This window comes from Devosia sp. P2_G7 (genome assembly GCF_056403495.1).
In genome coordinates this window covers 467,616-489,779 of the sequence record NZ_JBFUFI010000001.1, presented here as the reverse complement: position 1 = coordinate 489,779, position 22,164 = coordinate 467,616, and the positions used below count along the sequence as shown (strand labels likewise).

The window sequence follows — 22,164 nt, the reverse complement described above, 5'->3', positions numbered from 1 at the left end:
TAGGCAAACTTCCCCGCGCATCGGTCTTATGTGGCGCCAACGCCTACCTAAGAACTGATCCTTGAAGAGGGGGAGACTATGCGCCTAAAACACCTTCTGGCTACCATGTTGGCCGGCAGCATGCTGGCACTGCCGGGCCTGACAATTGCGGCGGATGTGACCGCCGAGCGGCTTTCTGCCGCGGGCAGCGAGGCGGAGGCCGGCAACTGGCTGATGGTGCACCGCACCTATGACGCGCACCGCTTCTCGCCGCTGAGCGAAATCACCGCCGACAACGTTTCGGGCCTGAAGCTCGCCTTCGCGGTGCCGCTCGGCGGCTCGGAGCCCGCCGGGTTTGGCGCCGGCTCGATGGAAGCGACCCCGCTCGCCAAGGACGGATTCCTCTACATCTCGGACCCGTGGGGCACGCCTTACAAGATCGACGCGTCGGACGGCAAAACCGGCAAGACCGTGTGGGTCGGCGATACCGGTGTCGACAAGGATCCGAGCCGGGCAATCCTCCTCGCCAGCCGCGGTCTCGCGCTGGTCGACAATTTGGTGATCACCGCGCTCAACGACGGCCGCGTCATGGCGTTCGACGACGAGACCGGCGACGTGGTGTGGGACCAGCAGGTCGGCAAGGAGCCGGGGGAAGGGTTCACCAATGCCCCGCTGGTGGTGAAGGACAAGATCCTCGTCGGGCAATCCTATGGCGACTGGGCAACGCGCGGCTGGGTTGCGGCACTCGATGCCAAGACCGGCGAAGAGGTTTGGCGGTTCTACACTGTGCCGGAGCCAGGCCAGCCGGGTTCGGAAACCTGGCTCTGCGACCAGTCGGGCAACCCCGACTGCTGGAAGACCGGCGGCGCGGCGGCGTGGGTGACGGGTTCCTATGACGAAGCCAGCAACACCACCTATTGGGGCACGGGCAACCCGGTGCCGATGTACGATCCGGAGTATCGTCCGGGCGACAACCTCTACTCCAACTCGACCGTGGCGCTCGACGCCGATACCGGCGCGCTGAAGTGGCACTTCCAGTACACCCCGGGCGACTACATGGACTATGACGAAGTCGGTGCCCAGCTGCTCGTCGATGCCAAGGTGGAAGGCGAGGATCGCAAGGTGCTGGCGCATTTCGGCCGTAACGGCATCTTCTACACGCTCGACCGCACCAACGGCTCGTTCATCGCGGCGAACCCGTATGTGAGCAAGCTGAACTGGACCAAGGGGATCGACCCCAAGACCGGCAAGCCGGTTGAGTATGACGCGTCGAAGCCTTTGCAGGTCTATGCCAACGGCACGATGCGTCGTGGCGGCGAGACGGTGAACACCTGCCCGAACATCCAGGGCGGCATGAACTTCTGGCCGCCGGCTGTCGACTCGACCAGCAACATTGCCTACGGCGCCGGCATCGAAGGTTGTTCAGACCTGACCGTCGAAGCCAAGGCTCCGGAAGACGTTGCGCCCGGCAATTCGACCTTCGCGGGCGGTGCGGCGGCCGCTTCGGGTGCCCAGACCGGCGCGATCTTTGCGTTCGACGTCACCACTGGCAAGCAGGTTGCCAAGATCGATCGTCCCTATCCGAACTATGCCGGCGTGATGACCACTCCGGGCCTCGTTTGGACCGGCGAGATGGACGGCACGTTCGGTGCCTATGACGCGAAGACGCTGGAGCAGAAGTGGTCGATCAACGTGGGCGGCACGTTCAGCGCCCCGCCGATCGCCTTCAAGGTCGGCGACAAGGAATACATCGCGATCGCGGCCGGCGGCAGCGCCGTCACCACCTTCGGGTATCCCGAGCTCGCCAACCGGCCCGCGGCGAACGTCCTCTACGTGTTCGCGCTCTGACGGGTCTTGCGAGACAGACACAGTAACGCTGCCGGGCGGTCGCCGCCCGGCACAACTCATTGAAGAAAGAAGAGTTCTAGATGTCCCTGCTGTCCCGGAAATCCCTGGCACTGCTCGTCGCAGCGGGCCTGTTTGCCGCCACGCCGCCGGCGCTTTACGCAGCGCAGCCGCCGGCCAACGCCCCGGCGGCGGAGACGGCCGCTCCCGCCGAAGCGCCCGCGACCGATGCCGCGGCGGTGGAACTCGATCCGCTGCTCGCCGGCGCCGATATCGAGCGCGGCGTCGTGGTGTTCGGCAGCCGGGGCGGCAACTGCGTCTCCTGCCATGGCTGGGACGGCAACGGGCTGGGCAAGAACCCGCGCTCGGAAGGCGCCGCGGCATTGCTGCGTGACTCCGGCCTCGATGCGCAGGGCTTCATCGAGATCATCAGCTGCGGCATCCCGGGGACGCCGATGCCGTACCACGACAGCCAAGCCTACAAGGACGATCGCTGCTACGGCATGAAGGCCGCCGATTTCGAGGCCGGCCAGGAGCCCCACAAGGGCAAGGCAATCAAGCATGAGGACATCATCAACCTCGTCGCCTACATCCAGACCCACATCCAGGGGAAGCCCAAGGCGACGTACGACGACTGCGCGTTCTACTTCGGCGCGTCGGCTGAGAAGGCCTGCGCCTTCCTGAAGAAGTAGGCGATGCGGCTGCGCCTGCTGCTGTACTGCGTGGGCATGCTGCATGCGCTGGCGGTGACCCCGCCGGTGCTGGCGCAGTTCGACGTGAACCTGGTGCCGGCCTACACGATCTGGGACATCAAGTTCGGCGAGCCGGTCAGCCAGATCCCGCCCGAGCAGGTCGCGGAGATCGCCTGCGGCACCAATGGCGGGCCGCCGTCGACGCCGCTCAGGGATTTCTCGGAGTTCGAGAAATGCCCGGCGGAGCCGTCGGGGCTGCACGAGGTGTTTTTCACCAATGACGACGAGGCCGACTACATCGCGAAAGCGTTGGAAGCGGAGTACCGCGTGATGCAGGGCGGCACGTCGATCTATGCGCATCCGGTGGTCTATTCGGTGCTGATCGACGGCGGGGGGATCGCCCGCGGCATCCGCATCGTCACCGACGAGCGCGCCGCCGACCGCGAGCGGCGGGTGGCGGTGACGCTGGCGCGCAACCTCAAGTCGCGCTACGGGCGCTGGGCGCAGAGCTGCGACAACCTCAAGCCGACCGATGGACAGCTGCCGGTGGGCAAGGTGTTCGTGCACGAGATCTGCACCGCCGTCAGCCCGGAGGGCGATGCGCGAATGCGGCTCGAAGCCACGTATTTCCGCAAGAAGGGCCAGACCTCGATCAGTCTCGAAACGCAGAAGATCAACAAGAACTACTTCCAGTCGGCGACCCGGCTGGAGGTGGTGCAGAAGCCGTATGAGCCGGACACGACGCCGGTCCGCTAGGGCCGCTGGGAGGATGACGATGAGGATAGGGCTGTTCGTGCTGCTGGCGTTGCTGCCGGGCGTGGCGCTGGCGGGTCCGGTTGAAGACCTGAAGGCCGGCGTCCGCACGGAGTGCCGCGGCTGCGACCTCTCGAACCAGAGCTTCAAGAAGGCCAACCTCGCTGGTGTCGACCTCTCGGGCGCCAATCTCAGCGGGACGACGTTTCATCGGGCCAACCTCAAAGGCGCCAAACTTTCCGGGGTGAACGCGGAGGGGGCGAACTTCAACCTCGCCGATCTTAGCAGCGCCGATCTCAGCGGCGGGCATTTCAAGGATGCGATGTTCTATGAGGCGCAGCTGTCGGGGGCGACGATGGAGAAGGCCGACCTGACGGCGACGCGCATGCAGCATGCGCGGCTGACCGGCGCCGACCTCAGCGGGGCCGATCTCGACTGGTCGGTGATGAAGGAGGTGCGGCTCAACAATGCCAACCTTACGGGAGCTTCGATGGAGCGGACCAATCTCGAGAAGGCCAGCGTGGGGCGGACCAAGTTCGACGAGACCACGATCACCAGTGCCGGCTTCCTGCAGGCGAGCGCGCCGGGGGCGAGCTTCAAGGCGGCGACGATTTCGCTGACCGACTTCTACGGGGCCGAGCTCAACAATGCTGATTTCGCCGGCGCGGTGTTGAGCGACAATCGCTTCACGCGCGCCAAGCTGAAGCTCGAGCAGTTCACCGGCAGCACTTTCACACGCAATATCCTGCCCGATGGGCGGGTGCAGGGTGCCGAATGATACGCACGAAACTGGGCCTCGCCGTGGTGGCGATGACGCTGGCGGTGTCCGGCGCGGTGGCGCAGGAGGTGGTGACGGGGGCCGCCAAGGTGGTCGACGCCGACATCATCATGGTGGAGAAGCAGCGGGTGATCCTCTGGGCGGTGGATGCGCCGGAGCGGCCGCAGAAGTGCTTCGTGGGCGATCTGCTGTGGGACTGCTACGGCGCAGCACGGCAGGCGCTGGGCGAGCTGCTAGCTTCGGGTGAGGCGAGTTGCACGCTGCAGCCGGGCGAGCCGGACAAGTTCAACCGGCGGTATGGCGTGTGCACGTCCGCAGGCAGGGATATTGGCGCGGAGCTGGTGCGGCTCGGGATGGCGCGGGCCTATGTGGAGCAGGGGCCGGACTACGTGGCGCAGGAAGAGGAAGCCAAGGCGGCGGCGGTTGGGGTGTTCCAGCCCGGCGCCAAGGTCGACGCGCCGTGGGAGTTCAGGAAGACGGATCCTCGGAATTATCGGTGACGCTCGGAGGGCGGCGCCCAGTCCGCAGCGGCGGTCGCGGCGGCCGGCTTTGCCCCCGTCAGCGCAATATATGCATCCGTCAGCGTTTCCGTCCCAGCAGCCGCGATGATCTCTCCAGGCGTTCCGACGCGGATGATCTTCCCTGCGACGATGAGCGCGATGCGGTCGGCGTGTTCGACTTCTTCGACGAGGTGGGTGGCCCAGAGGATCGAGACCTGGTGCTGGTCGCGGACGGTGCGGATGTGCTGGCCGAGGAGTTTGCGCGTGGTGGGGTCTAGGCCGACGGACGGTTCGTCCATCAGCAAAAGGTCCGGCAGGTTGAGCAGGGCGCGGACGATCTCGATGCGGCGCTGGTTGCCGCCCGAGAGAGTGCGGACCGGTTTGTCGATGAGGTCAGTGACTTCGAACAGGGTGGCTGCAGCGTCGATGCGGTCCTTCAGCAGCGTGCTGGAGAGGCCGAACAGGTTACCGTGGAACTTGAGGTTGGCGCGCACGCTCATGTCGAGATCGAGCGAGCGCGACTGGAAGACGACGCCGAGGCGTTTGAGGATCTCGGACGCCTGGTCCTGGTAGCTCATGCCGAACAGGCTGACCTCGCCGCCATCGGGTGAGAACAGGCCCGAGCAGATCTGGAACAGGGTGGATTTGCCGGCGCCGTTGGGGCCGAGCAAGCCGACGATCTCGCCGGGGGTGATGTCCAGTGACACGCCCTTCAGCGCTTCGTTGCTGCCGTAGGACTTGCGGACTTCGCTCAGCGCGAGGACGGGGGCGGTCATCCGAAGGCCTTCTCGTCTGTCCCGGCGGAGGCGGCGATCTGGTTGGCGATCTGTTCGCGCTGCTCACGGGTGCGACGGCCGCGTGGAATGTCGAAGCGTAGGTCGGCGGCGATGCGGGCGGGGCGGCCGCTGAGCACGATGGCGCGGTCGGCCAGCATCGCGGCATCCTCGGGCAGGTGAGTGACGAGCAGCACGGTGGGGCGGCTGGCGTCGATGAGCGCGGACAGCACCTGTTCCATCTCGCGCACCAACGTGCGGTCGAGTGAGACGAAGGGCTCGTCGAGCAGTAGCAGGCGCGGGTTGACCGAGAAGGCGCGGGCCAGCGCGACGCGGCGCTGCATGCCGCCGGAGAGTTCGTGCGGATAGTGGTGCTCGAAGCCGGCTAGGCCGACGTTGCGCAGCATCTCGGTGGCTTCGGCAATGGTGGTTTCGGGGCGGACGGCACGGATGTTTTCGAGGGCACTGAGCCAAGGCAGGAGGCGTGCGTCCTGGAACACGAAACCGGCAGGCGGGGCTTCGGCGGCGGGGACGCCGTCGACCAGCACGGTGCCCGAGAACAGCGTGTCGATGCCACCCGCCATGCGCAGCAGGGTGGATTTGCCTACGCCGCTGGGGCCGACCAGTGCCACGATCGATGAGGGCTCGACGACGAGATCGAAGCGCTCGAGCAGCGGCTCGGGAAGGAAGGCGAAGCGCTTGCCTTCGACAGCGATATCGAGACGGGGGCCGGTCATCGTGGCTGTCGCCATTTCAGCACCCGGCCTTCGAGCGGGCGGAGGATCAGGTACTCGAAGACGAAGACCACGAGGATGAAGGCGGTGGTGTAGGCGAAGATGCCCTTGATGTCGAAGAACTGGAAGAACACCGAGATGCGGAAGCCGACGCCGCCATCGGAGCCCAGCACCTCGAAGACGAGGACGATCTTCCAGATCAGGCTCAGGCCGGTGCGGGCCGCCGCGAGGACGAACGGCATCAGCTGCGGCACGGCGATCAGGCGCAGCTGTCGCAGGAACGGCACGCGGAAGGCGCGGCCGAGATCGTCATAGGCGGGATCGAAGCTGCGCACGCCCTCGCGGATGGTGGCGACGACCAGCGGCAGCTTGTTGAGCACCACGGCGAGGATCAGTGCGAACTCAGTGAGGCCCAACCAGATGTAGAGCACGATGGCGATGACGATGGCGGGAACGTTGAGGCCGACCACGACCCAGGTGGAGAACAGCCGGTCGGCGACGCGCGAACGCCCGAGCGCGATACCGATGGCGGTGCCGAGCGCCATGGCGATGATGAAGGCAGTGATGGCGCGGGTCAGGGTTTTGGCCAGGTCGGGTAGCAGCTTGCCCGTGGTCGCGAGCGTCCACACGTGGGCGCCGACATCGATGGGCGAGGGGAACAGGCGCGACGGGAACAGCATCGACAGCACCTGCCAGGCAGCCAGAAGCAGCAGCAGGCTGATCAGCTCGAGGGGAAGCCCCCGCCTGGTCACGCGCTGCTGCCGCCCATTGGTTACGGCTGCGATGCTACTGTCGCGCAGTTCAACGGCTATTTGCGATAGCCCTTCCAGAAGGTGCCGTCAGCCAGTTCGGTCGAATCCCCGACGACATCGGGGCCGCCGAACTTGGCCATCACGGCGAAGGATTCCTCGGCCGGCTTCATGCTCGAGGCCGCGTATTTGGTGACGATGCCACGACGATAATCGTCGCGCAGCTGGGTGAACAGCGCGTCGTCATCGCCGACATTCATCACGTCGCGGATCTTGTCCCACAGCGCGTCGTCGGTGAGCAGCGCGTTCTTGGTTTCGAAGCTGGCGTCGAGGAAGCCCTTGATGGCGGCTTTCTTCTCGCGGCCGGTCTCGTCGAAGAAGGCCCAGCCGAGCAGCGGCGGAGTTTCGGAGACGCCGAGATCGGCGAGCATGGCGGCAACCGAGATCAGTTCGGTCTTGCCCGCCAGCTTGGCGCGCGAGTTCCAGTTCCACAGGTTGAGCGCCGCCTGGGCCTGGCCGCCGGTAATCAGCTCGTTGACCAGCGGGGGCGCACCGAACTTGGCCGAAGCGTCCTCGGTGAGGTTGCCGCCGGTGAGCTTGTTGTAATAGGCGGCGAGGATCACGTAGCTCTTGTCGACCGGGCTGCCGGAGACGGCGAGGGTCTTGCCCTTCAAGTCAGCGACCGTGGCAATGCCGGCGGCCGGATCGACGACGAGGCCGCCGACGGTCAGCGAGTGCGGCACCATGGTGACCATGTTGCCCTGATTGCGCTGGATCGACACCCAGACGAAATCGGACAGGATGACGTCGACTTCCTTGGCCTGCTGCGCGATCTGGCCGGCCTTGCTGTCAGCGACATCGCGGATGTCGAGCGCCAGGTGGTGCTTCTTGTCGAGGCCGAGCGCCTGCATGGCGGCCAGCTCCCATTTCACCGTGCCGGTGGCCTGCACGCCGAGCGACAGCTTTTCCGGCTCGCCATGCTGGGCGAAGGCACCGGAAACGGAGCCGATCGCCAGGGCCAAACCCAGCAGAACGGCCTGAAGAATATTGCGCATGGTCCCTCCCAGGGAACGCGTGTTTTTCGTGGTGGGTCCAGCGCTAGCACCCGCGGACATTGGGCTTGGCTATATCATGTATTGCGGTTGGCGGGGTGGGCGCGCTCGGGCGGAAAGCGGATTGTAAATTGCGATACCGCTGATCGAAAACCGCCTATTGGAACCCGCATAATGAAGACGATTTTTGCAGCTGCTGCTGCCGTACTGATGCTGGCCTGCGCGGCGCAAGCCGAAGGCAACCTCGCGGCGAACGGCACAGACCTGACGCTCGAGATCAACACGGTGGACCTGAAGTTTTCGCAGGACGTGTGGGAGCTCGAAACCGGCAAGTACTACCAGCTCGACATCACCTCCGACGGCAACGAGGAAATCTCGGTGGTGGCGCCGGAGCTGTTCCGCAATTCGTGGATCAACCAGATCGTCGTCAACGACCTCGAGGTGAAGAGCTACGGGCTCTACTCGGTGGAGTTCGACAATGCCGGCACCTTCAACATCTCGTTCGTGCCGATCCGGCCGGGTGAGTACGAGATCTATGTCCCGGGCTACGAGAACCGCGGGCTGAAGGGGAAGTTCATCGTCAAATGATGTTCACCCGACGCACATTCGTCGCGACGGCGACGGCATTGCTGGCGTCGAGCGCCGTGCCGCGGGTCCTCGCCAAGGGGACGGGCAACATCTTCGTGTCCACGGAGAAGGGCAACGAGGTGGTGGTGCTCGACCAATCGCTGGCGGCGATCAAGCGCATCGCCACCTCGCGCCGGCCGCGCGACATGCACTTCAACGCGGCCAAGGATTTGCTCTACGTGGCCTGCGGCGACGATGATGCGATCGATGTGATCGATGTCGCGACGCTCGAGGTGGTGGACTCGATCCCGACCGGCCCGTCGCCGGAAGTGTTCGCGTTCTCGCCTGACGAGAAGATCATCTACGTCTCGAACGAGGAGGATTCCCGGCTCGAGGCGATCGACATGGAGACGTGGGTTTCCATCCAGGACATCCCGACGGGCGCGGAGCCCGAGGGTGTGCTGGTGATGCCGGACGGCAAGACCGCCTATGTCACCTCGGAGGTGGCGGACATGGTGCATGTGGTCGACACCACCACCGGTGCGGTGACCAAGAACATCCTCGTAGGCACCCGGCCGCGCCGCTTCATCCTGACGCCGGATGGGACCGAGCTGTGGGTCAGCTGCGAGCTGTCGAGCGAAATCTACATCATCGATACGGCCACCAACGAGATCAAGGGCGACAGCCTGGTCTTCGTGCCGCCCGGCTTCCGCGAGGAAGACGTCACCCCGGTGGGGATGGCGGTGACCAAGGATGGGTCGAAGGTGCTGCTCAGCTTGGGCCGCGCCAACCACGTCGTCATCATCGATGGCAAGACGCATGAGGTGCTGCAGTACGTGCTGGTCGGCAAGCGCGCCTGGTCGGTCGACCTCTCGAGCGACGAGACGCGGGCCTATGTGGCCAACGGGCTGTCGGACGACATCACGGTGATCGACATGGCTTCGATGAAGCCGATCCAGTCGGTACCGGTTGGGCGTGTGCCGCATTCGGTGGTGATCGATGACTAAACAGTTCCTCGGGCTCCTCCCCCTGGCGGCGTCGCTGCTCCTCTGCGGCACCGCGTTTTCTGCCGAGATCAAGATCGGCTACCTCGGGCTTGAGGACGATCCGCGCTACCACCCCGACCTCGTCTACACGCGCATCGAGATCGCTCCCGGCGGCAACCCGATCGACGGGGCGACGATGGGTGTCGAGGAGATGAAGGTGGTGTCGGACGCGGTGGACCAGCAGGTGGTGCTGGATCATCAGGAGGGTACCGACGCGGCATCACTGGTGGCCAAGGTCGATGCGATGGTGAAGGCGGGTGAGCAGTTCGTCATCCTCGATTTGCCGGCGGAGCTCGTCGACCAGGTGGCCGGGCAGACGCGCGAGTGGCCGGTGACGCTGCTCAACGCCACGGCGCCGGAGGACTATCTGCGCCAGCGGTGCTACCCGAACCTGCTGCACACTGCAGCGTCGGACCGCATGCTGTCGGACGCCATGGTGCAGCTGCTGCGCACACGCAACTGGACCAAGGTGCTGATGCTGGTTGGCGCTGAGCCGCGCGACAAGGCGATGGCGGCGGCGTTCCGCGCTTCGGCCGAACGGCAGCGGCTTAGCATCGTCGACGAGCGCGAGTTCACGCTCGCTACCGACCCGGCAAACCGCGAGAGGAACAACTCGCTGCTGATCACCGGTAATGCCGATTACGACGTGGTGTTCGTCGCCGACCACCAGGGCGAGTTCTCGCGCTACCTGCCGTACGATACGCAGCTGCCGCGGCTGGTGGTGGGCTCGACCGGGCTGGTTGCTTCGGAGTGGCAGTGGAGCTGGGATCGCGATGGCTCGACGCAGGTCACCTCGCGCTTCGAGACGCTGACCGGCGGCCGGCGGATGACCGGGCAGGACTGGTCGACCTGGATCGCCGCCAAGGCGATTGTCACGGCCTATGCCAAGGCCCGAACCGGCGAGTACCAGAAGACCGCGGACTACATTCGCGGCAACCGGCTGAAGATCGACGGCGCCAAGGGCGTGCAACTGAACTTCCGGCCGTGGGACGGGCAGATGCGCTTCCCCATCGTCTTGGCGACGCATAACGCGGTGATCGCCGAGGCGCCGCTCGAGGGGTTTTTGCACCAGACCAACGTGCTCGATACGCTCGGCACCGACGAGCCGGAGCACAAGTGTTTGTAGGCGTTCAGCATCTGTGGCTCGGGGTCTACGCCATCTCTTGGCGAGAGATCGCCAAGTTCCTGCGCCAGACCGAGCGGTTGCTGTCGGCGCTGGTTCGGCCGGCGCTGTGGCTGATCGTGTTCGCGACGGGGTTGCACGACCTGCTTGGCGTTTCGATCGTGCCGCCGTACCAGACCTATACGCCGTACCAGGAGTACATACTGCCGGGGCTGGTCGGGATCGTCATCCTGTTCCAGTGCATGCAGTCGGCGCTGTCGATGGTCTATGACCGCGAGGCCGGGGTGATGCGGGTGATGCTGGTGACGCCGCTGCCGCGCGGGTTCCTGCTGTTCGCCAAGATCACCGGCGCGACGATTTTGGCGCTGCTGCAGGCCTATGCGTTCCTGATCGTTGCCAAGCTCGTCGGCTACGGGGTGCCGGATTTCGGCTATCTCACCGCCATCCCGGCGATCATCCTCGCGGGGCTGATGCTGGGTTCGATCGGACTGCTGGTCTCGGTGTACACGCCGCAGATCGAGAATTTCGCCGGGATGATGAACTTCGTGGTGTTCCCGATGTTCTTCCTCTCCTCCGCGCTCTACCCGCTGTGGAAGCTGCGCGAGTCCGGGGCGGAGATCGTCTACTGGCTCAGCGTCGCGAACCCCTTCACTCATGCGGTGGAGCTGATCCGCTTTGCCATGTACGGGCAGCTGAACCTCACCTCGCTCGGCGTCGTCGCCGGGTGCGCCGCCGTGGCGTTCTTCCTCGCGGCGCGCGGTTACGATCCGCAGGCCGGAGCGATCCGCAAGGTGAAGCGGGACTGATCCTGGCAGGTGCATTATCGTTCATATGGAGCATTGAAGTCGCGGCGAGCGGATGATGAGGTGCGCCCCTCATACTTGAGGGAGGATTTCATGAGTCTCAGCGTTCTTTTCGTCGGTGGTACCGGGCAGATTTCGCTGCCCTGCGTCGAGCGCGCGGTGGCCGAGGGGCACAAGGTTAGCGTGTTCAACCGCGGCCAGCGCGATGCGGCGCTGCCCAAGGGGGTGACCTCGATCGTCGGCGACATGAAGGACCAGGCGACCTATCGGGCGCTGGGCGGCATGAAGTTCGACGTGGTGGCGCAGTTCATGGTGTTCACGCCCGAGCAGATGGCCGAGGATATCGCGACCTTCGCCGGCAACACCAAGCAGTACATCTTCATCTCGTCGGCCTCGGTCTACGAGAAGCCGGCGCGGCATTACATCATCACCGAGAAGACCCCGACCGTGAACCCTTACTGGGGCTACAGCCAGGCGAAGATCGCGTCGGAAGCGATGCTGAAGGCGTCGAAGAACCTGCCCTGGACCATCGTCCGGCCGAGCCACACGGTGCGCACCGGGCTGCCGACGATGATGGGCGAAGGCGACATCGTCATCCGCCGCATGCAGCAGGGGAAGCCCGTGATCGTTGCGGGTGACGGCACCTCGCCGTGGACGCTGACGCGTTCGGTGGATTTCGCCGTGCCGTTCGTCAACCTGTTCGGCAAGGCCGCGGCGCTGAGCGAGGATTTCCACATCACTTCGGACCGCGCCTACAGTTGGGACGACATTTATAAGGCGATCGGTCGGGGCGTCGGGCTCACGCCTGACATCGTGCATGTGCCGTCGGACACGCTGGTTGCCTACAAGAAGGACTGGGAAGGGCCGCTGATCGGCGACAAGACCTGGTCGGCGCTGTTCGACAATTCCAAGGTGAAGCGCGTCGCCGGCGACTTCAAATGCTCGGAGGATCTCGACGAGGTGCTGGCGGAGTCGATCGGCTTCCTGAAGCAGCGGCTGGCGTCGAACGCGCCGGTGAACACGGAGCTTGATCCGCTGATGGACCGGATCACTTCGGAGCAGGCAGCGCTCGGGCGCTAGCCTGGTTCGTGCGGGCGGCAACGTGCGTAGGGCGCCGACGATACGAAAGGCCGGGCACTAGGCCCGGCCTTTGTCACTCGAGCGTTCGTGGCGTGGTTTCAGTAAGAAATAAGGGCATGAACTGGCGAAACTAGTGTCCACCACACTCGGATAGGAATAACTGCGTAGTCAATACTATTGCATTTCACCTATATAGTACAAAGTACAACAAGTTTTCCCATCGCTCGGGACTGGTTCTTAATCTCCACATCGCTCCGCTAAGGGCGAATCGAATGTGGAGAACGACCTTGCCTTCCGTGTCTTCGGTTTCGCGATCAGGCAATGCCTATGTCGACGGCATCCTCGGCGACTACAAGTGGGGCACGTCCAACCTCACCTATAGCTTCCCGACCAGCGCGTCATTCTACGGGAGCTACAGCTCAGGCGAGCCCTCAAGCAATTTCGGTGCCCTGAACGCGGCCCAGATCCAGGCGGCAAAGGCCGCATTCGCCTCGTATGCGGCGATTGCCAATCTCACCTTTACGCAAGTCACGGAGTCCTCGACCACGCATGGCGACCTGCGGGTGGCCATGTCGGACCTGCCTGCGACGGCGTGGGGCTATTATCCCAGCACCGCGGCCTCGGGCGGCGACGTGTGGATGAACAAGTCGACCGGCTATTACAACAGCCCGGTCAAGGGCAACTACGCCTACATCTCGTTCCTGCACGAGATCGGGCACGCCTTCGGCCTCGAGCACCCTCAAGACAACAACATGCCCTCGAGCCGGGACTCGATCGAGTACACGGTAATGAGCTACCGCTCCTATGTCGGGGCGCCGCTGCAGAACTATACCAACGAGACCTGGGGCTTCGCCCAGACGCTGATGATGTACGACATCGCAGCGATCCAGCACATGTACGGTGCCAATTTCACCACCAACGCCGGCAGCTCGGTCTACACTTGGAGCCCCACCACCGGGCAGATGTCGATCAACGGCGTCGGGCAGGGGGCGCCGGGCGGCAACCGTATCCTGATGACGGTATGGGATGGCGGCGGCGTCGACACCTATGATCTCTCTAACTATTCGACCAACCTGAAGATCGACCTGAACCCGGGCGCCTGGACGACCACCTCCGCCGAGCAACTGGCGCGGCTGACCACCAACGGTTCCAAATTGGCGATCGGCAACATCGCCAACGCACTGCTCTACAATGGCGACCTGCGCTCGCTCATCGAGAACGCCGAAGGCGGGTCCGGCAATGACACCATCGTCGGCAACGTCGCCGACAATACGTTGTGGGGCAATGGCGGCGCCGACACCCTGACCGGGGGCGACGGCGACGACCTGCTTTATGGCGGCTCCGGTGGCGACCGGCTGGAGGGCGGCAACGGCCTCGACTCGGTGTCGTACCTGGAAGCGACGGCCCGCGTCGTGGTCGATCTCGCGAGCCCCTCGCTCAATGGCGGCGAAGCAACCGGCGATACCTACTCCTCGATCGAGCAGGTGATCGGCAGCAATTTCGACGACAGCCTGTCAGGTGACAGCGCGGCCAACGGGCTAGGCGGCTTTGCCGGCAACGACACGCTAAATGGCCGCGCCGGCAATGACGTGCTGGTGGGCGGTGACGGCAACGACGTCCTCAACGGCGGTGCAGGTGCCGATCGGCTGGAGGGCGGCAACGGCGTCGACACGGCGGACTACAGCGCGGCATTGCTCAACAGCCTGTTGTCGCTGTCGGTCTCCGGGGTGACGGTTGACCTGATGGCCCCGAGCGTCAACACCGGCGAGGCGGCGGGGGACACCTTCTTCTTTGTCGAGAATCTCACCGGCAGCGCTTTCAACGACGTGCTGCGGGGGGACGATGGCGCCAATGTCATAAACGGCATGGGCGGCACCAATGCGCTCCAGGGGCGCGGCGGCAACGACACCCTGATTGGCGGCATCGGCAACGACAAGCTCGAGGGCGATGCGGGCGCCGACACCCTCACCGGCGGGCTGGGGTTCGACACCTTCATATTCGTTGCCACCAGCGACAGCCCTATGACCGGGCGGGATACGATCACCGATTTCCTGTCGCTGACCGACAAGATCGACCTGAAAGCGATCGATGCCAACACCACTTTGGCAGGCGACCAGGCGTTTACCTATATCGGCTCGGGTGCCTTCACCAAGAAAGCGGGCCAGCTCAGTTTCACCGGCGGGCTTGTCGCCGGCGACGTCAACGGGGACGGCATCGCTGACTTCCAGATCGTCGTCAAAGGCCTGGCGGTGCTCGCGGCGGGCGATTTCATCCTCTAGACATGGGACCCACGGACACCATGTCAGGGCGATCAGCAGGTGCGGCCCCGGCTTTGCGGGGATCGGTGCGCGCCGCGGGACCGCTCGCCGCGTTCGTGCTGGTCAGCCTGCTTGCCAACCTGATCATGCTGGTCGGCCCGCTGTTCATGCTGCAGGTCTATGACCGGGTGCTGCCCAGCCGCTCGTTGCCGACGCTGTGGGCGTTGCTGCTGCTGGTGGTGGCGCTCTACGGCGTCTACGCGCTGATCGAAACGCTGAGGACGCGGATGTCTGCCCGTTTCGCGAGCCTGGTCGATGCGCGGCTTTCGCCGCTGGCCTTCGAGGCGGGGCTCAGGGGCAGGCTCCAGGTGCAGGCGGTAACGCCGGCCGATCCGGTGCGCGACCTCGACAACATCCGGCAATTCCTCTCGAGCTCCGGTCCGGTGGCGCTGCTGGATCTGCCGTGGATGCCGATTTACCTCGCCACGGTGTTCCTGCTCCATCCGGTGCTCGGCTGCGTAACGCTCGCTGGCGCGTCGGTGATGACGGTGCTGCTGGTCATCAACGAGTTCATGTCGCAGCGGCCCTCGCGCGAACTCGCTGCGGCGACGGCGCGGCGGCAGGTGCAGTCCGACGACGCGCGTGCCAGCGCCGAGAGCGTCGTCGCCATGGGGATGCTGCCGGCGATCACGCGGCGTTGGGACGTGGCGAGCGGCGAGCTGTCGCGGGCTCAGCAGCAGGCCGCCGACCGGAACGGCTTCTACGCGTCGCTGAGCAAGGCGTCCCGCTTCCTGCTGCAGGCCTGCGTGCTGGCGACTGGCGCCTATCTGGTGATCGCCGGCGAAATCTCGGGCGGGCTGATGGTTGCAACGTCGATCATCTCGTCGCGGGCACTGGCGCCGGTCGAGCAGATTGTCGGCCAATGGCGCGGCTTCGTCGGCGCCCGGCAGGCCTGGCAAAGGCTGAAAGCTGCGCTGGCGGCGTCCCGGATCGAGCTGCCCGGCGTGAGCCTGCCGGCCCCGCGTCGCTCGCTCGCGGTCAACCAGCTGTCGACCGGACCCAGCGCACGGACGCGGCTTGTCGAGGGCATCTCCTTCGATCTGAGCGCCGGCGAGGCGATGGGCGTGCTCGGGCTCTCGGGTTCGGGCAAGTCGTCGGTGGCGCGCGCGCTGGTCGGGGTCTGGCCGGTGCTGTACGGCGCGGTTCGCCTCGATGGGTCGGAGCTCGACCATTTCGACCCGCATGAACTCGGCCGCAGCGTCGGCTATCTGCCGCAACAGGTGGAGCTGTTCGCCGGGACCGTCGCGCAGAACATTGCGCGGTTCCGGGCCGGCGACGACGAGGCCGCGCTGTTCGCGGCGGCCCATGGGGCGCGGGTGCACGAGCTCATCGCCGGCCTGCCCGAGGGCTACAACACCCAGATCGGCGAGCGCGGCGCCGCCCTGTCGGCCGGCCAGCGGCAGCGCATCGGGCTGGCGCGGGCGCTCTATGGCGATCCGTTTCTCCTGGTGCTGGACGAGCCTAACTCCAACCTCGATGCCGAGGGCGACGCGGCGCTGACCGAAGCGGTGCGCACCGCCAAGGCCCGCGGCGCGGTGGTGATCATCGTGGCGCACCGGCCAGCGGCGATCGCTGCGGCGGATAAGCTGCTCTATCTCAAGGGCGGACGGCAGCAGGCGTTCGGGCCCAAGGACGAGGTGCTGCGCCAGATCACTCAGCCGGCATCGAACGTCCGCAGCATCGTGGCGGTGGCCAATGGCTAGCGAAACGCTCGAAGGCATGGCTTCCACAAGCCTGGGGCGGCACGGCCTCGTCGGCTTTGCCGTCGTCGTGGCCGTGGTCGGCGGGCTGGGGCTGTGGGCTGCGACGACGCAGATTGCCGGAGCGGTGGTCGCGGGCGGCATCGTGGTGGTGGAGGGCGGTAGCAAGCGCATCCAGCACCAGGAAGGCGGCATCGTCAGCGAAATCCTGGTGCACAACGGCGACGTGGTGACCGAGGGTCAGCTGCTGCTGCGGCTCGACGGCACGGCGGTATCGGCGTCGCGCGACGTGATCAGGGCGCAGCTCGACAATGCGTTCGCCGCCCGCGCGCGGCTGGTTTCGGAAGCCGCTGGAACAGCCACCATGGAGCGGCCAGCCACCACCGGCTGGTCGCCGGGTCCGGATTTCAACCAGGCCTTCGAGACGCAGGAGCGGTTGCTCGAAGCGCGAAGGACCTCGCTTGCCGGCCAGCAATCCCGGCTCGACGAGCAGAGTGCGCAATTGCAGGAGCAGGTCGCGGGGCTGCAGGCGCAGCGTTCGGCGCTCACCGACGAGCTGGCGATTCTCACCGACGAGTGGCACGGGCTCGAGGAGTTGCTGGCCAGCGGGCTCACCGACTCGGAGCGTGCCAACGCCAACCGGCGCCAGCGCACCACCATCGAGGGCAGCATCGCCAAGCTCTCCACCGATATCGCCGGAGCGCAAGCGGCGATCGCCGAGCGGGCCCTGGCGGGCGCGCAAGTGGTGGACGATTTCCGCTCCGAGGTGCTGCAGGAGCTGCAGGCGCTCGAAGCGAACATCGCGGAGCTGATGCAGAAGCAGATCGCTGCCGACGACCGGTTGCGGCGGCTGGAGGTGCGGGCGCCGCGCTCGGGCATCATCCACCAGTCGATCGTGCAGACCGTCGGCGGGGTGATCGGCGCGGGGGAGGCGGTAATGCTCGTCGTGCCGGCCAACGATCAGCTGCTGGTCGATGTCCGCGTCAGCCCCAGTGATGTGGACGACATTTCGGTGGGCCAGGACGTGCTGCTGCGATTTACCGGCCTCGACGCGCCGACGACGCCGGAACTGCGCGGCTCGGTGCGGTCGGTGTCACCGGCCACGGCCAACGACCCGGTTACGGGCGCCATGTTCTACGAAGTCAGGGTCAGCGTGCCGGAAGCCGAGCGCCAGCGCCTAGGGGCGGCGACGCGGCTGATGCCGGGCATGCCGGCGGAAGCGTTCCTCGAAACCAATACCCGCACCGTGCTAGCCTATCTGGTGAAGCCGCTGATGGACCAGGTGTTGCACAGCTTCCGGGAAGACTAGGGAACAGCGATGAGCGAGTGGATCGACTTTCAACGCTGGACTGAATGCGTCGGCATGGAGCGGCCGGGCATGGTGTTCGAGGTGGTCAACGGCGACCTGCAGAGCCTCATGACCCATTGCATCGTCCCGCTCGAAACGCCGTTCGACTGGCGGTCGCCGCCACTCAGGTTCCGAGTCATCGTCGAACCGACACCGATGCACTCCGAGCCGCTGCCCAAGCCATCGGAAAACAGCTGAGGGTCGCCGCGCACCCGGGCTTCCGGCAGCGCTCCCCCAGAAATGCGAAAGGCCGGGCACTAGGCCCGGCCTTTGTCGCATCCCTGCAATCCAGGGAGGATATTGGAGCGGGCGAAGGGATTCGAACCCTCGACCCTAACCTTGGCAAGGTTATGCTCTACCCCTGAGCTACACCCGCACTCCATCGGCTCTTTACGATGCTAGCTCCTTGTGGGAACTTGGCAGCGCCGAACCGCGCGCCTATATGCCCAATCGAAAGCGGGTTTGCAACCCATAATTCTGGTCTCGTCAAAGCCGTGATAAAGCTTGCGTCTGACACCCTTCGGGGCGCAAGAAAATCAAGGAAAGACGGGCCTCTCACCGGCCCCGACCCGGCAGGAAAAGTACAGTATGTCCCTCAATGATCTCAATCCGGCCTCCAACACCGCTGCTGCTCCGGCCGCCGCTTTGATCAAGGATTCGACCGATCGGGCGTTCAAGGCCGACGTTATCGATGCCTCGCTGGAGGCACCGGTGCTGGTGGATTTCTGGGCGCCGTGGTGCGGCCCGTGCCGCCAGCTGACGCCGAACCTCGAGAAGGTGATCAACGAGAAGGCCGGCAAGATTCGGCTGGTGAAGATCAATATCGACGAAAATCCGGGCGTCGCCGGCCAGCTTGGCATCCAGTCGATCCCGGCGGTGTTCGCCTTTGCCGGCGGCCGGCCGGTCGATGCGTTCCTCGGGGCGATCCCGGAGAGCGAAGTGCGGCGCTTTGCCGACAAGGTGATCTCGGGCGCCCCGGCGGGCCAGCCGCAGGCAGGCTCGATCGAGGAAGAAATCGCCAACGCAGTGACGGCCGCGGGCGATGCACTGAAGGTGGGCGACCTCAACCAGGCGGCGCAGATCTACGGCATGGTGCTGCAGCACCAGCCGGATCACGCGGCGGCGATCGTGGGCATGGCCAAGGTGTTCCTCGCGGCCGGCGAGCCGGATCAGGCGCGGGCGGTGCTTGACACCATGCCGGAAGCCGAGCGCAAGGGCGACGACTACAACTCGACCGTCGCGGCGCTGAAGCTGCTTGGCGAGGCAGCGGAGCTCAGCGAAACCGATGAGCTCGCCGCACAGCTCGAAAAGAACCCCGACGACCACCAGGCGCGGTTCGACCTCGCGGTGAAATACAATGCCGAGGGCAAGCGCCTCGAGGCGGCGGAAGCACTGGTGACGCTGATGCGCCGCGATCGCACCTGGAACGAGGACGGGGCGCGCAAGAAGCTGCTCGAGCTGTTCGAAGCCTGGGGTCCCAAGGATCCCGCCACGCTGAAGGGCCGCCGGCTGCTGTCGGCGCTGCTGTTCAGCTGACCTTACTATCGCGCCCAAGGAGGCGCCCGTGTTGAAGCGACCAAATTCTCCCGCCGACCTGCCCGCCAGCGTGCCGCTGTTCCCGTTGACGGGCGCCTTGCTGCTGCCTTACGCCCGGCGGCCGCTCAACATCTTCGAGCCGCGCTATGTCGAGATGATCGACCATGCGCTCCGGGGCGACCGGCTGATCGGGCTGATCCAGCCGCGCGACACGTCCGAGGAAAGCCCGAAGGGCCGGGCGCCGCTGCAGCGCATCGGCACGGTGGGGCGGATCAGCCATTTCGAGGAAGTCGAGGACAGCCGGTACTTCGTCATCCTCGAGGGCATCTGCCGCTTCGAGCTGATCAAGGAAATGCCGACCATGACGCCGTTCCGGCGCGGCATGATCGCGACCGATGCCTTCGCCTCGGATTTCGAGCGCGAGTTCGGCGAAGAAGCGGTGGATCGGCCACGCTTCCTCAAGATGATGCGGGACTACGCCGAGTTCGGCAATTTCGACCTCAACTGGGACGAGATCGAAAAGACCGGCACGGCGGACCTGGTGAACTTCTGCGCCATGGTCTCGCCCTATGGCGCCGCCGAAAAGCAGGCGCTGCTCGAGGCCGATACGCTGGAAACACGGGCCGAGACGCTGATCGCCATGGCCGAATTCGAGATGGCCAAGGGCGAAAACCGGGCCTCGCCGCTCAATTGACCGAGGAGCCGGCAGCAGCAGCAGCCAACCTCCGCCACGTGGTGGATGTGAAGACGCTCGAAATGCTGGTCTGCCCGCTGACCAAGACCCGGCTGACGCTATCGGCCGATGCCACCGAGTTGATCTCGGTGGCGGCCCACCTGGCCTTCCCGATCCGCGACGGCGTGCCGATGCTCAGCCTCGACGAGGCACGCGAGATCGAGCAGGGCGACATGGGGCGGAATCTGCCGCTGCTGGGGTAGCGGCTAGATCTGCAGCCCGCGCAGCAGTTTTGGCCCGTTGCGGTCGAGGCCGGCGGCTCGGGAGATCAGCAGGTCCTTCACCGGCGGCAGGCGATCGACCACGCCCATGCCGAAGTCGCGCAGGGCGCGGACTGGGGCGACGTCGTTGGAGAACAGCCGCACCATGCCGTCGGTGACCATCGCCATGAGTGCGGTGTCGAAGCGGCGCCAGTGCTGGTAGCGCTCGAGGATATCGGCGGTGCCATGGTCCTGGCCGAGGCGGATGGCGTTGATCACCACTTCGGCGAGGGCGGCAACGTCCTTCAAGCCGAGGTTGAGGCCCTGGCCCGCGACCGGGTGGACGACGTGGGCGGCGTCGCCGATCAGCGCCAGGCGCGGAGCGACGAAGCTCTTGGCGATCTGCAACCGCAGCGGGAAGGACTGCAGGCCTTCTTCGAGGGTGACGCGACCAAGGCTCGAGCCCATCACCGCTTCGATCTCGGCAGCGACCTGTTCATTCGGCCAGGTCTTGAGCTCGGCGGCGCGCCTGGTGCTCTCGGTCCAGACCAGCGACGAACGGCGGCCGGGCAGCGGCAGGCTGGCGAAGGGGCCGGCCGGGCGGAAGTGCTCGTAGGCAGTGCCCTCGTGGTCGAGCTCGTGGGTGATGGTGGTGACAAGGCCCGACTGGCCGTAATCGTGCGAGATCACCTCGATGCCGGCCATGCCGCGCAGCGCCGATTGCGCGCCATCGGAGGCGATGACCAGCGGGGCGGTGATGGTGCGGCCATCGGCGAGGCTGAGGCGGGCTGTGGCAGTATCGGCGACGAAGCCGGTGATCTCCACCGGGGCGATGACCTCGACGCCGTCGCCGAGCGCGCCGAGCAGGGTTTCGGCGACCAGCTGGTTGGGCACGAGGTGGGCGAAGGGTTCGCCGGGCGCCACGTCGCCGATGAAGCTGAGAAAGAGCGGGCGGGAGATATCGCCGGTGCCGGAATCGGTGATCTTCATCTGGCGCACCGGCTCGGCGCCGATCGCCATGGCGGTCCATACGCCCAGCTCGACGAAGATGCGCCGGACGCCCGCGGCGATGGCCGAGGCGCGCTGGTCCTTCGGGACGGAGAACGGGCGGCGATCGAGCAATGCGACGCGGAGGCCCTTCATCGAGCGGCTCAGCGCCAGCGCCATGGTGAGGCCGACCGGGCCGCCGCCCACGATCACGATGTCAAAGCTGGTGTCGGCCATCAATGCACTCCGATCTGCCGGCTATGTCGACCTTCAGGCTGGCTCGCGCAAGAGGCTCGTTTGCCGCGGTAGTGCTGCCCAAAGTGTCAGCATTGGCGACGATTCTGCACAAACTCTAGGCAGGGGCCGGGGCAAGACGGGAGGGCGAGGCGGGCTATTGGTGCAGTCGTCGCGTCTTTCCTTAACAGAATCATAAGCTTGGCAATCGTGGCGGCAGTTTGGCACGGCACTTGAGTCTGTTTGTCCCGATTGGAGACCGTCCAAACACCGTATCGAAAGGGGCATCCATGAAGCTGGTGATCGCAATCATCAAACCGTCGCGCCTGGAGGAGGTCCGCCAGGCCCTCAACTCGCTCGACGTGCACGGCATGACCGTGACCGAAGTCAAAGGCTATGGCCGGCAGAAGGGCCATTCCGAAATCTACCGCGGCACCGAATACGCCGTGCACTTCCTGCCCAAGCTGAAGATCGAGATCGCTGTCGACGACGCCCAGTCCGACGCCATCGTCTCGGCCATTCGCGAGAGCGCCCAGACGGGCCGCATCGGTGACGGCAAGATTTTTGTGCTCGACCTGTTGGCCGTGACCCGCATCCGCACCGGCGAGACCGGCGCGGCGGCGCTCTAACGCAC

At 65.6% G+C, this 22,164-nt stretch carries 22 protein-coding genes, 1 tRNA gene and 1 pseudogene; 18 read left to right on the top strand and 6 right to left on the bottom strand.

Going from position 1 to position 22,164, the window contains the following annotated elements; translation table 11 throughout:
• Window positions 1-78 precede the first annotated feature (78 nt).
• The 5 genes from AC1DWU_RS02510 (at window position 79) to AC1DWU_RS02490 (ending at window position 4,547) form a co-directional block, all read left to right on the top strand.
• Window positions 79-1,827 carry an outer membrane protein assembly factor BamB family protein gene (locus tag AC1DWU_RS02510; RefSeq protein WP_477148373.1) on the top strand — a complete coding sequence of 583 codons (1,749 nt, stop codon included), beginning with the start codon at window positions 79-81 and terminating at the stop codon, window positions 1,825-1,827.
• An 80-nt stretch (window positions 1,828-1,907) separates the two neighbouring features.
• Window positions 1,908-2,516: a c-type cytochrome gene (locus AC1DWU_RS02505; protein WP_477148372.1), complete on the top strand. Its 609-nt coding sequence runs from the start codon at window positions 1,908-1,910 to the stop codon at window positions 2,514-2,516.
• A 3-nt stretch (window positions 2,517-2,519) separates the two neighbouring features.
• Window positions 2,520-3,272 (top strand): hypothetical protein, encoded by a 753-nt coding sequence (locus AC1DWU_RS02500; protein ID WP_477148371.1) that lies wholly within the window; start codon window positions 2,520-2,522, stop codon window positions 3,270-3,272.
• Window positions 3,273-3,291: 19 nt separating this feature from the next.
• A complete protein-coding gene (locus AC1DWU_RS02495) occupies window positions 3,292-4,047 on the top strand; it encodes a pentapeptide repeat-containing protein (RefSeq protein ID WP_477148370.1) in 756 nt (251 codons plus the stop codon).
• The gene (locus AC1DWU_RS02490) at window positions 4,044-4,547 is read left to right on the top strand and encodes a thermonuclease family protein (RefSeq protein ID WP_477148369.1); all 504 of its coding nucleotides are present in this window, start codon (window positions 4,044-4,046) and stop codon (window positions 4,545-4,547) included. Before AC1DWU_RS02495 ends, AC1DWU_RS02490 begins: the two co-directional genes overlap by 4 nt.
• On the opposite strand, the pseudogene AC1DWU_RS02485 reads toward AC1DWU_RS02490, so the two are convergent.
• The 4 genes and pseudogenes from AC1DWU_RS02485 to AC1DWU_RS02470 all read right to left on the bottom strand — a co-directional run.
• Window positions 4,538-5,251 (bottom strand): annotated as a pseudogene (locus AC1DWU_RS02485) (ATP-binding cassette domain-containing protein); the annotation flags it as partial. The gene AC1DWU_RS02490 and the pseudogene AC1DWU_RS02485 overlap by 10 nt on opposite strands.
• 68 nt (window positions 5,252-5,319) lie before the next feature.
• Window positions 5,320-6,057, bottom strand: a complete 738-nt coding sequence (locus tag AC1DWU_RS02480) for an ABC transporter ATP-binding protein (protein ID WP_477148368.1) — start codon at window positions 6,055-6,057, stop codon at window positions 5,320-5,322.
• Entirely contained in the window at window positions 6,054-6,806 is a 753-nt protein-coding gene (locus AC1DWU_RS02475) for an ABC transporter permease (RefSeq protein WP_477148367.1), read from the bottom strand. The genes AC1DWU_RS02480 and AC1DWU_RS02475 overlap by 4 nt, the downstream gene beginning before the upstream one ends.
• Before the next feature lie 56 nt (window positions 6,807-6,862).
• Window positions 6,863-7,858: an ABC transporter substrate-binding protein gene (locus tag AC1DWU_RS02470; RefSeq protein WP_477148366.1), complete on the bottom strand. Its 996-nt coding sequence runs from the start codon at window positions 7,856-7,858 to the stop codon at window positions 6,863-6,865.
• A gap of 171 nt (window positions 7,859-8,029) precedes the next feature.
• Between AC1DWU_RS02470 and AC1DWU_RS02465 the strand changes: the two genes are divergently transcribed.
• From AC1DWU_RS02465 to AC1DWU_RS02425, 9 genes are all read left to right on the top strand, one after another.
• Window positions 8,030-8,443: a cupredoxin domain-containing protein gene (locus tag AC1DWU_RS02465; RefSeq protein ID WP_477148365.1), complete on the top strand. Its 414-nt coding sequence runs from the start codon at window positions 8,030-8,032 to the stop codon at window positions 8,441-8,443.
• Entirely contained in the window at window positions 8,440-9,429 is a 990-nt protein-coding gene (locus tag AC1DWU_RS02460; protein ID WP_477148364.1) for a PQQ-dependent catabolism-associated beta-propeller protein, read from the top strand. Before AC1DWU_RS02465 ends, AC1DWU_RS02460 begins: the two co-directional genes overlap by 4 nt.
• Entirely contained in the window at window positions 9,422-10,594 is a 1,173-nt protein-coding gene (locus AC1DWU_RS02455; protein ID WP_477148363.1) for a type 1 periplasmic-binding domain-containing protein, read from the top strand. Before AC1DWU_RS02460 ends, AC1DWU_RS02455 begins: the two co-directional genes overlap by 8 nt.
• Window positions 10,585-11,397, top strand: coding sequence for an ABC transporter permease (locus tag AC1DWU_RS02450; protein WP_477148362.1), 813 nt, complete (start codon window positions 10,585-10,587; stop codon window positions 11,395-11,397). Before AC1DWU_RS02455 ends, AC1DWU_RS02450 begins: the two co-directional genes overlap by 10 nt.
• Window positions 11,398-11,487: 90 nt before the next feature.
• The gene (locus AC1DWU_RS02445; RefSeq protein ID WP_477148361.1) at window positions 11,488-12,474 is read left to right on the top strand and encodes an SDR family oxidoreductase; all 987 of its coding nucleotides are present in this window, start codon (window positions 11,488-11,490) and stop codon (window positions 12,472-12,474) included.
• A 296-nt stretch (window positions 12,475-12,770) separates the two neighbouring features.
• Complete coding sequence (locus AC1DWU_RS02440; RefSeq protein ID WP_477148507.1) at window positions 12,771-14,753, top strand: M10 family metallopeptidase C-terminal domain-containing protein; 1,983 nt, start codon at window positions 12,771-12,773, stop codon at window positions 14,751-14,753.
• A 65-nt stretch (window positions 14,754-14,818) separates the two neighbouring features.
• Complete coding sequence (locus tag AC1DWU_RS02435; RefSeq protein ID WP_477148360.1) at window positions 14,819-16,495, top strand: type I secretion system permease/ATPase; 1,677 nt, start codon at window positions 14,819-14,821, stop codon at window positions 16,493-16,495.
• Window positions 16,488-17,801: an HlyD family type I secretion periplasmic adaptor subunit gene (locus tag AC1DWU_RS02430; RefSeq protein WP_477148359.1), complete on the top strand. Its 1,314-nt coding sequence runs from the start codon at window positions 16,488-16,490 to the stop codon at window positions 17,799-17,801. The genes AC1DWU_RS02435 and AC1DWU_RS02430 overlap by 8 nt, the downstream gene beginning before the upstream one ends.
• Before the next feature lie 9 nt (window positions 17,802-17,810).
• Window positions 17,811-18,038 carry a hypothetical protein gene (locus AC1DWU_RS02425; protein ID WP_477148358.1) on the top strand — a complete coding sequence of 76 codons (228 nt, stop codon included), beginning with the start codon at window positions 17,811-17,813 and terminating at the stop codon, window positions 18,036-18,038.
• A 103-nt stretch (window positions 18,039-18,141) separates the two neighbouring features.
• Here the strand turns inward: AC1DWU_RS02425 and AC1DWU_RS02420 are convergent.
• Window positions 18,142-18,216, bottom strand: a tRNA-Gly gene (locus AC1DWU_RS02420).
• Window positions 18,217-18,428: 212 nt separating this feature from the next.
• Between AC1DWU_RS02420 and AC1DWU_RS02415 the strand changes: the two genes are divergently transcribed.
• From AC1DWU_RS02415 to AC1DWU_RS02405, 3 genes are read left to right on the top strand one after another with little or no spacing between them, the layout of a single operon-like run.
• Window positions 18,429-19,376: a tetratricopeptide repeat protein gene (locus AC1DWU_RS02415; RefSeq protein ID WP_477148357.1), complete on the top strand. Its 948-nt coding sequence runs from the start codon at window positions 18,429-18,431 to the stop codon at window positions 19,374-19,376.
• 28 nt (window positions 19,377-19,404) lie between these two features.
• On the top strand, window positions 19,405-20,070 hold the full coding sequence (locus tag AC1DWU_RS02410; protein ID WP_477148356.1) for an LON peptidase substrate-binding domain-containing protein: 666 nt from the start codon (window positions 19,405-19,407) through the stop codon (window positions 20,068-20,070).
• A gap of 38 nt (window positions 20,071-20,108) precedes the next feature.
• A complete protein-coding gene (locus AC1DWU_RS02405) occupies window positions 20,109-20,312 on the top strand; it encodes a Trm112 family protein (RefSeq protein ID WP_477148506.1) in 204 nt (67 codons plus the stop codon).
• 3 nt (window positions 20,313-20,315) lie between these two features.
• Here the strand turns inward: AC1DWU_RS02405 and AC1DWU_RS02400 are convergent, their stop codons facing one another.
• Window positions 20,316-21,533 carry an FAD-dependent oxidoreductase gene (locus AC1DWU_RS02400; protein WP_477148355.1) on the bottom strand — a complete coding sequence of 406 codons (1,218 nt, stop codon included), beginning with the start codon at window positions 21,531-21,533 and terminating at the stop codon, window positions 20,316-20,318.
• 287 nt (window positions 21,534-21,820) lie between these two features.
• Here AC1DWU_RS02400 and AC1DWU_RS02395 point away from each other — a divergent pair, with 287 nt between their 5' ends.
• A complete protein-coding gene (locus AC1DWU_RS02395) occupies window positions 21,821-22,159 on the top strand; it encodes a P-II family nitrogen regulator (protein ID WP_055046886.1) in 339 nt (112 codons plus the stop codon).
• Window positions 22,160-22,164: the final 5 nt, after the last annotated feature.

Bases quoted from the DNA above. Each gene is read 5' to 3' on its own strand.
- AC1DWU_RS02465 (WP_477148365.1), top strand. From the start codon at position 8,030: ATGAAGACGATTTTTGCAGCTGCTGCTGCCGTACTGATGCTGGCCTGC.
- AC1DWU_RS02400 (WP_477148355.1), bottom strand. From the start codon at position 21,533: ATGGCCGACACCAGCTTTGACATCGTGATCGTGGGCGGCGGCCCGGTC.
- AC1DWU_RS02505 (WP_477148372.1), top strand. From the start codon at position 1,908: ATGTCCCTGCTGTCCCGGAAATCCCTGGCACTGCTCGTCGCAGCGGGC.
- AC1DWU_RS02495 (WP_477148370.1), top strand. From the start codon at position 3,292: ATGAGGATAGGGCTGTTCGTGCTGCTGGCGTTGCTGCCGGGCGTGGCG.
- AC1DWU_RS02445 (WP_477148361.1), top strand. From the start codon at position 11,488: ATGAGTCTCAGCGTTCTTTTCGTCGGTGGTACCGGGCAGATTTCGCTG.
- AC1DWU_RS02470 (WP_477148366.1), bottom strand. From the start codon at position 7,858: ATGCGCAATATTCTTCAGGCCGTTCTGCTGGGTTTGGCCCTGGCGATC.
- AC1DWU_RS02490 (WP_477148369.1), top strand. From the start codon at position 4,044: ATGATACGCACGAAACTGGGCCTCGCCGTGGTGGCGATGACGCTGGCG.
- AC1DWU_RS02500 (WP_477148371.1), top strand. From the start codon at position 2,520: ATGCGGCTGCGCCTGCTGCTGTACTGCGTGGGCATGCTGCATGCGCTG.
- AC1DWU_RS02415 (WP_477148357.1), top strand. From the start codon at position 18,429: ATGTCCCTCAATGATCTCAATCCGGCCTCCAACACCGCTGCTGCTCCG.
- AC1DWU_RS02510 (WP_477148373.1), top strand. From the start codon at position 79: ATGCGCCTAAAACACCTTCTGGCTACCATGTTGGCCGGCAGCATGCTG.
- AC1DWU_RS02480 (WP_477148368.1), bottom strand. From the start codon at position 6,057: ATGACCGGCCCCCGTCTCGATATCGCTGTCGAAGGCAAGCGCTTCGCC.
- AC1DWU_RS02425 (WP_477148358.1), top strand. From the start codon at position 17,811: ATGAGCGAGTGGATCGACTTTCAACGCTGGACTGAATGCGTCGGCATG.
- AC1DWU_RS02395 (WP_055046886.1), top strand. From the start codon at position 21,821: ATGAAGCTGGTGATCGCAATCATCAAACCGTCGCGCCTGGAGGAGGTC.
- AC1DWU_RS02430 (WP_477148359.1), top strand. From the start codon at position 16,488: ATGGCTAGCGAAACGCTCGAAGGCATGGCTTCCACAAGCCTGGGGCGG.
- AC1DWU_RS02455 (WP_477148363.1), top strand. From the start codon at position 9,422: ATGACTAAACAGTTCCTCGGGCTCCTCCCCCTGGCGGCGTCGCTGCTC.
- AC1DWU_RS02460 (WP_477148364.1), top strand. From the start codon at position 8,440: ATGATGTTCACCCGACGCACATTCGTCGCGACGGCGACGGCATTGCTG.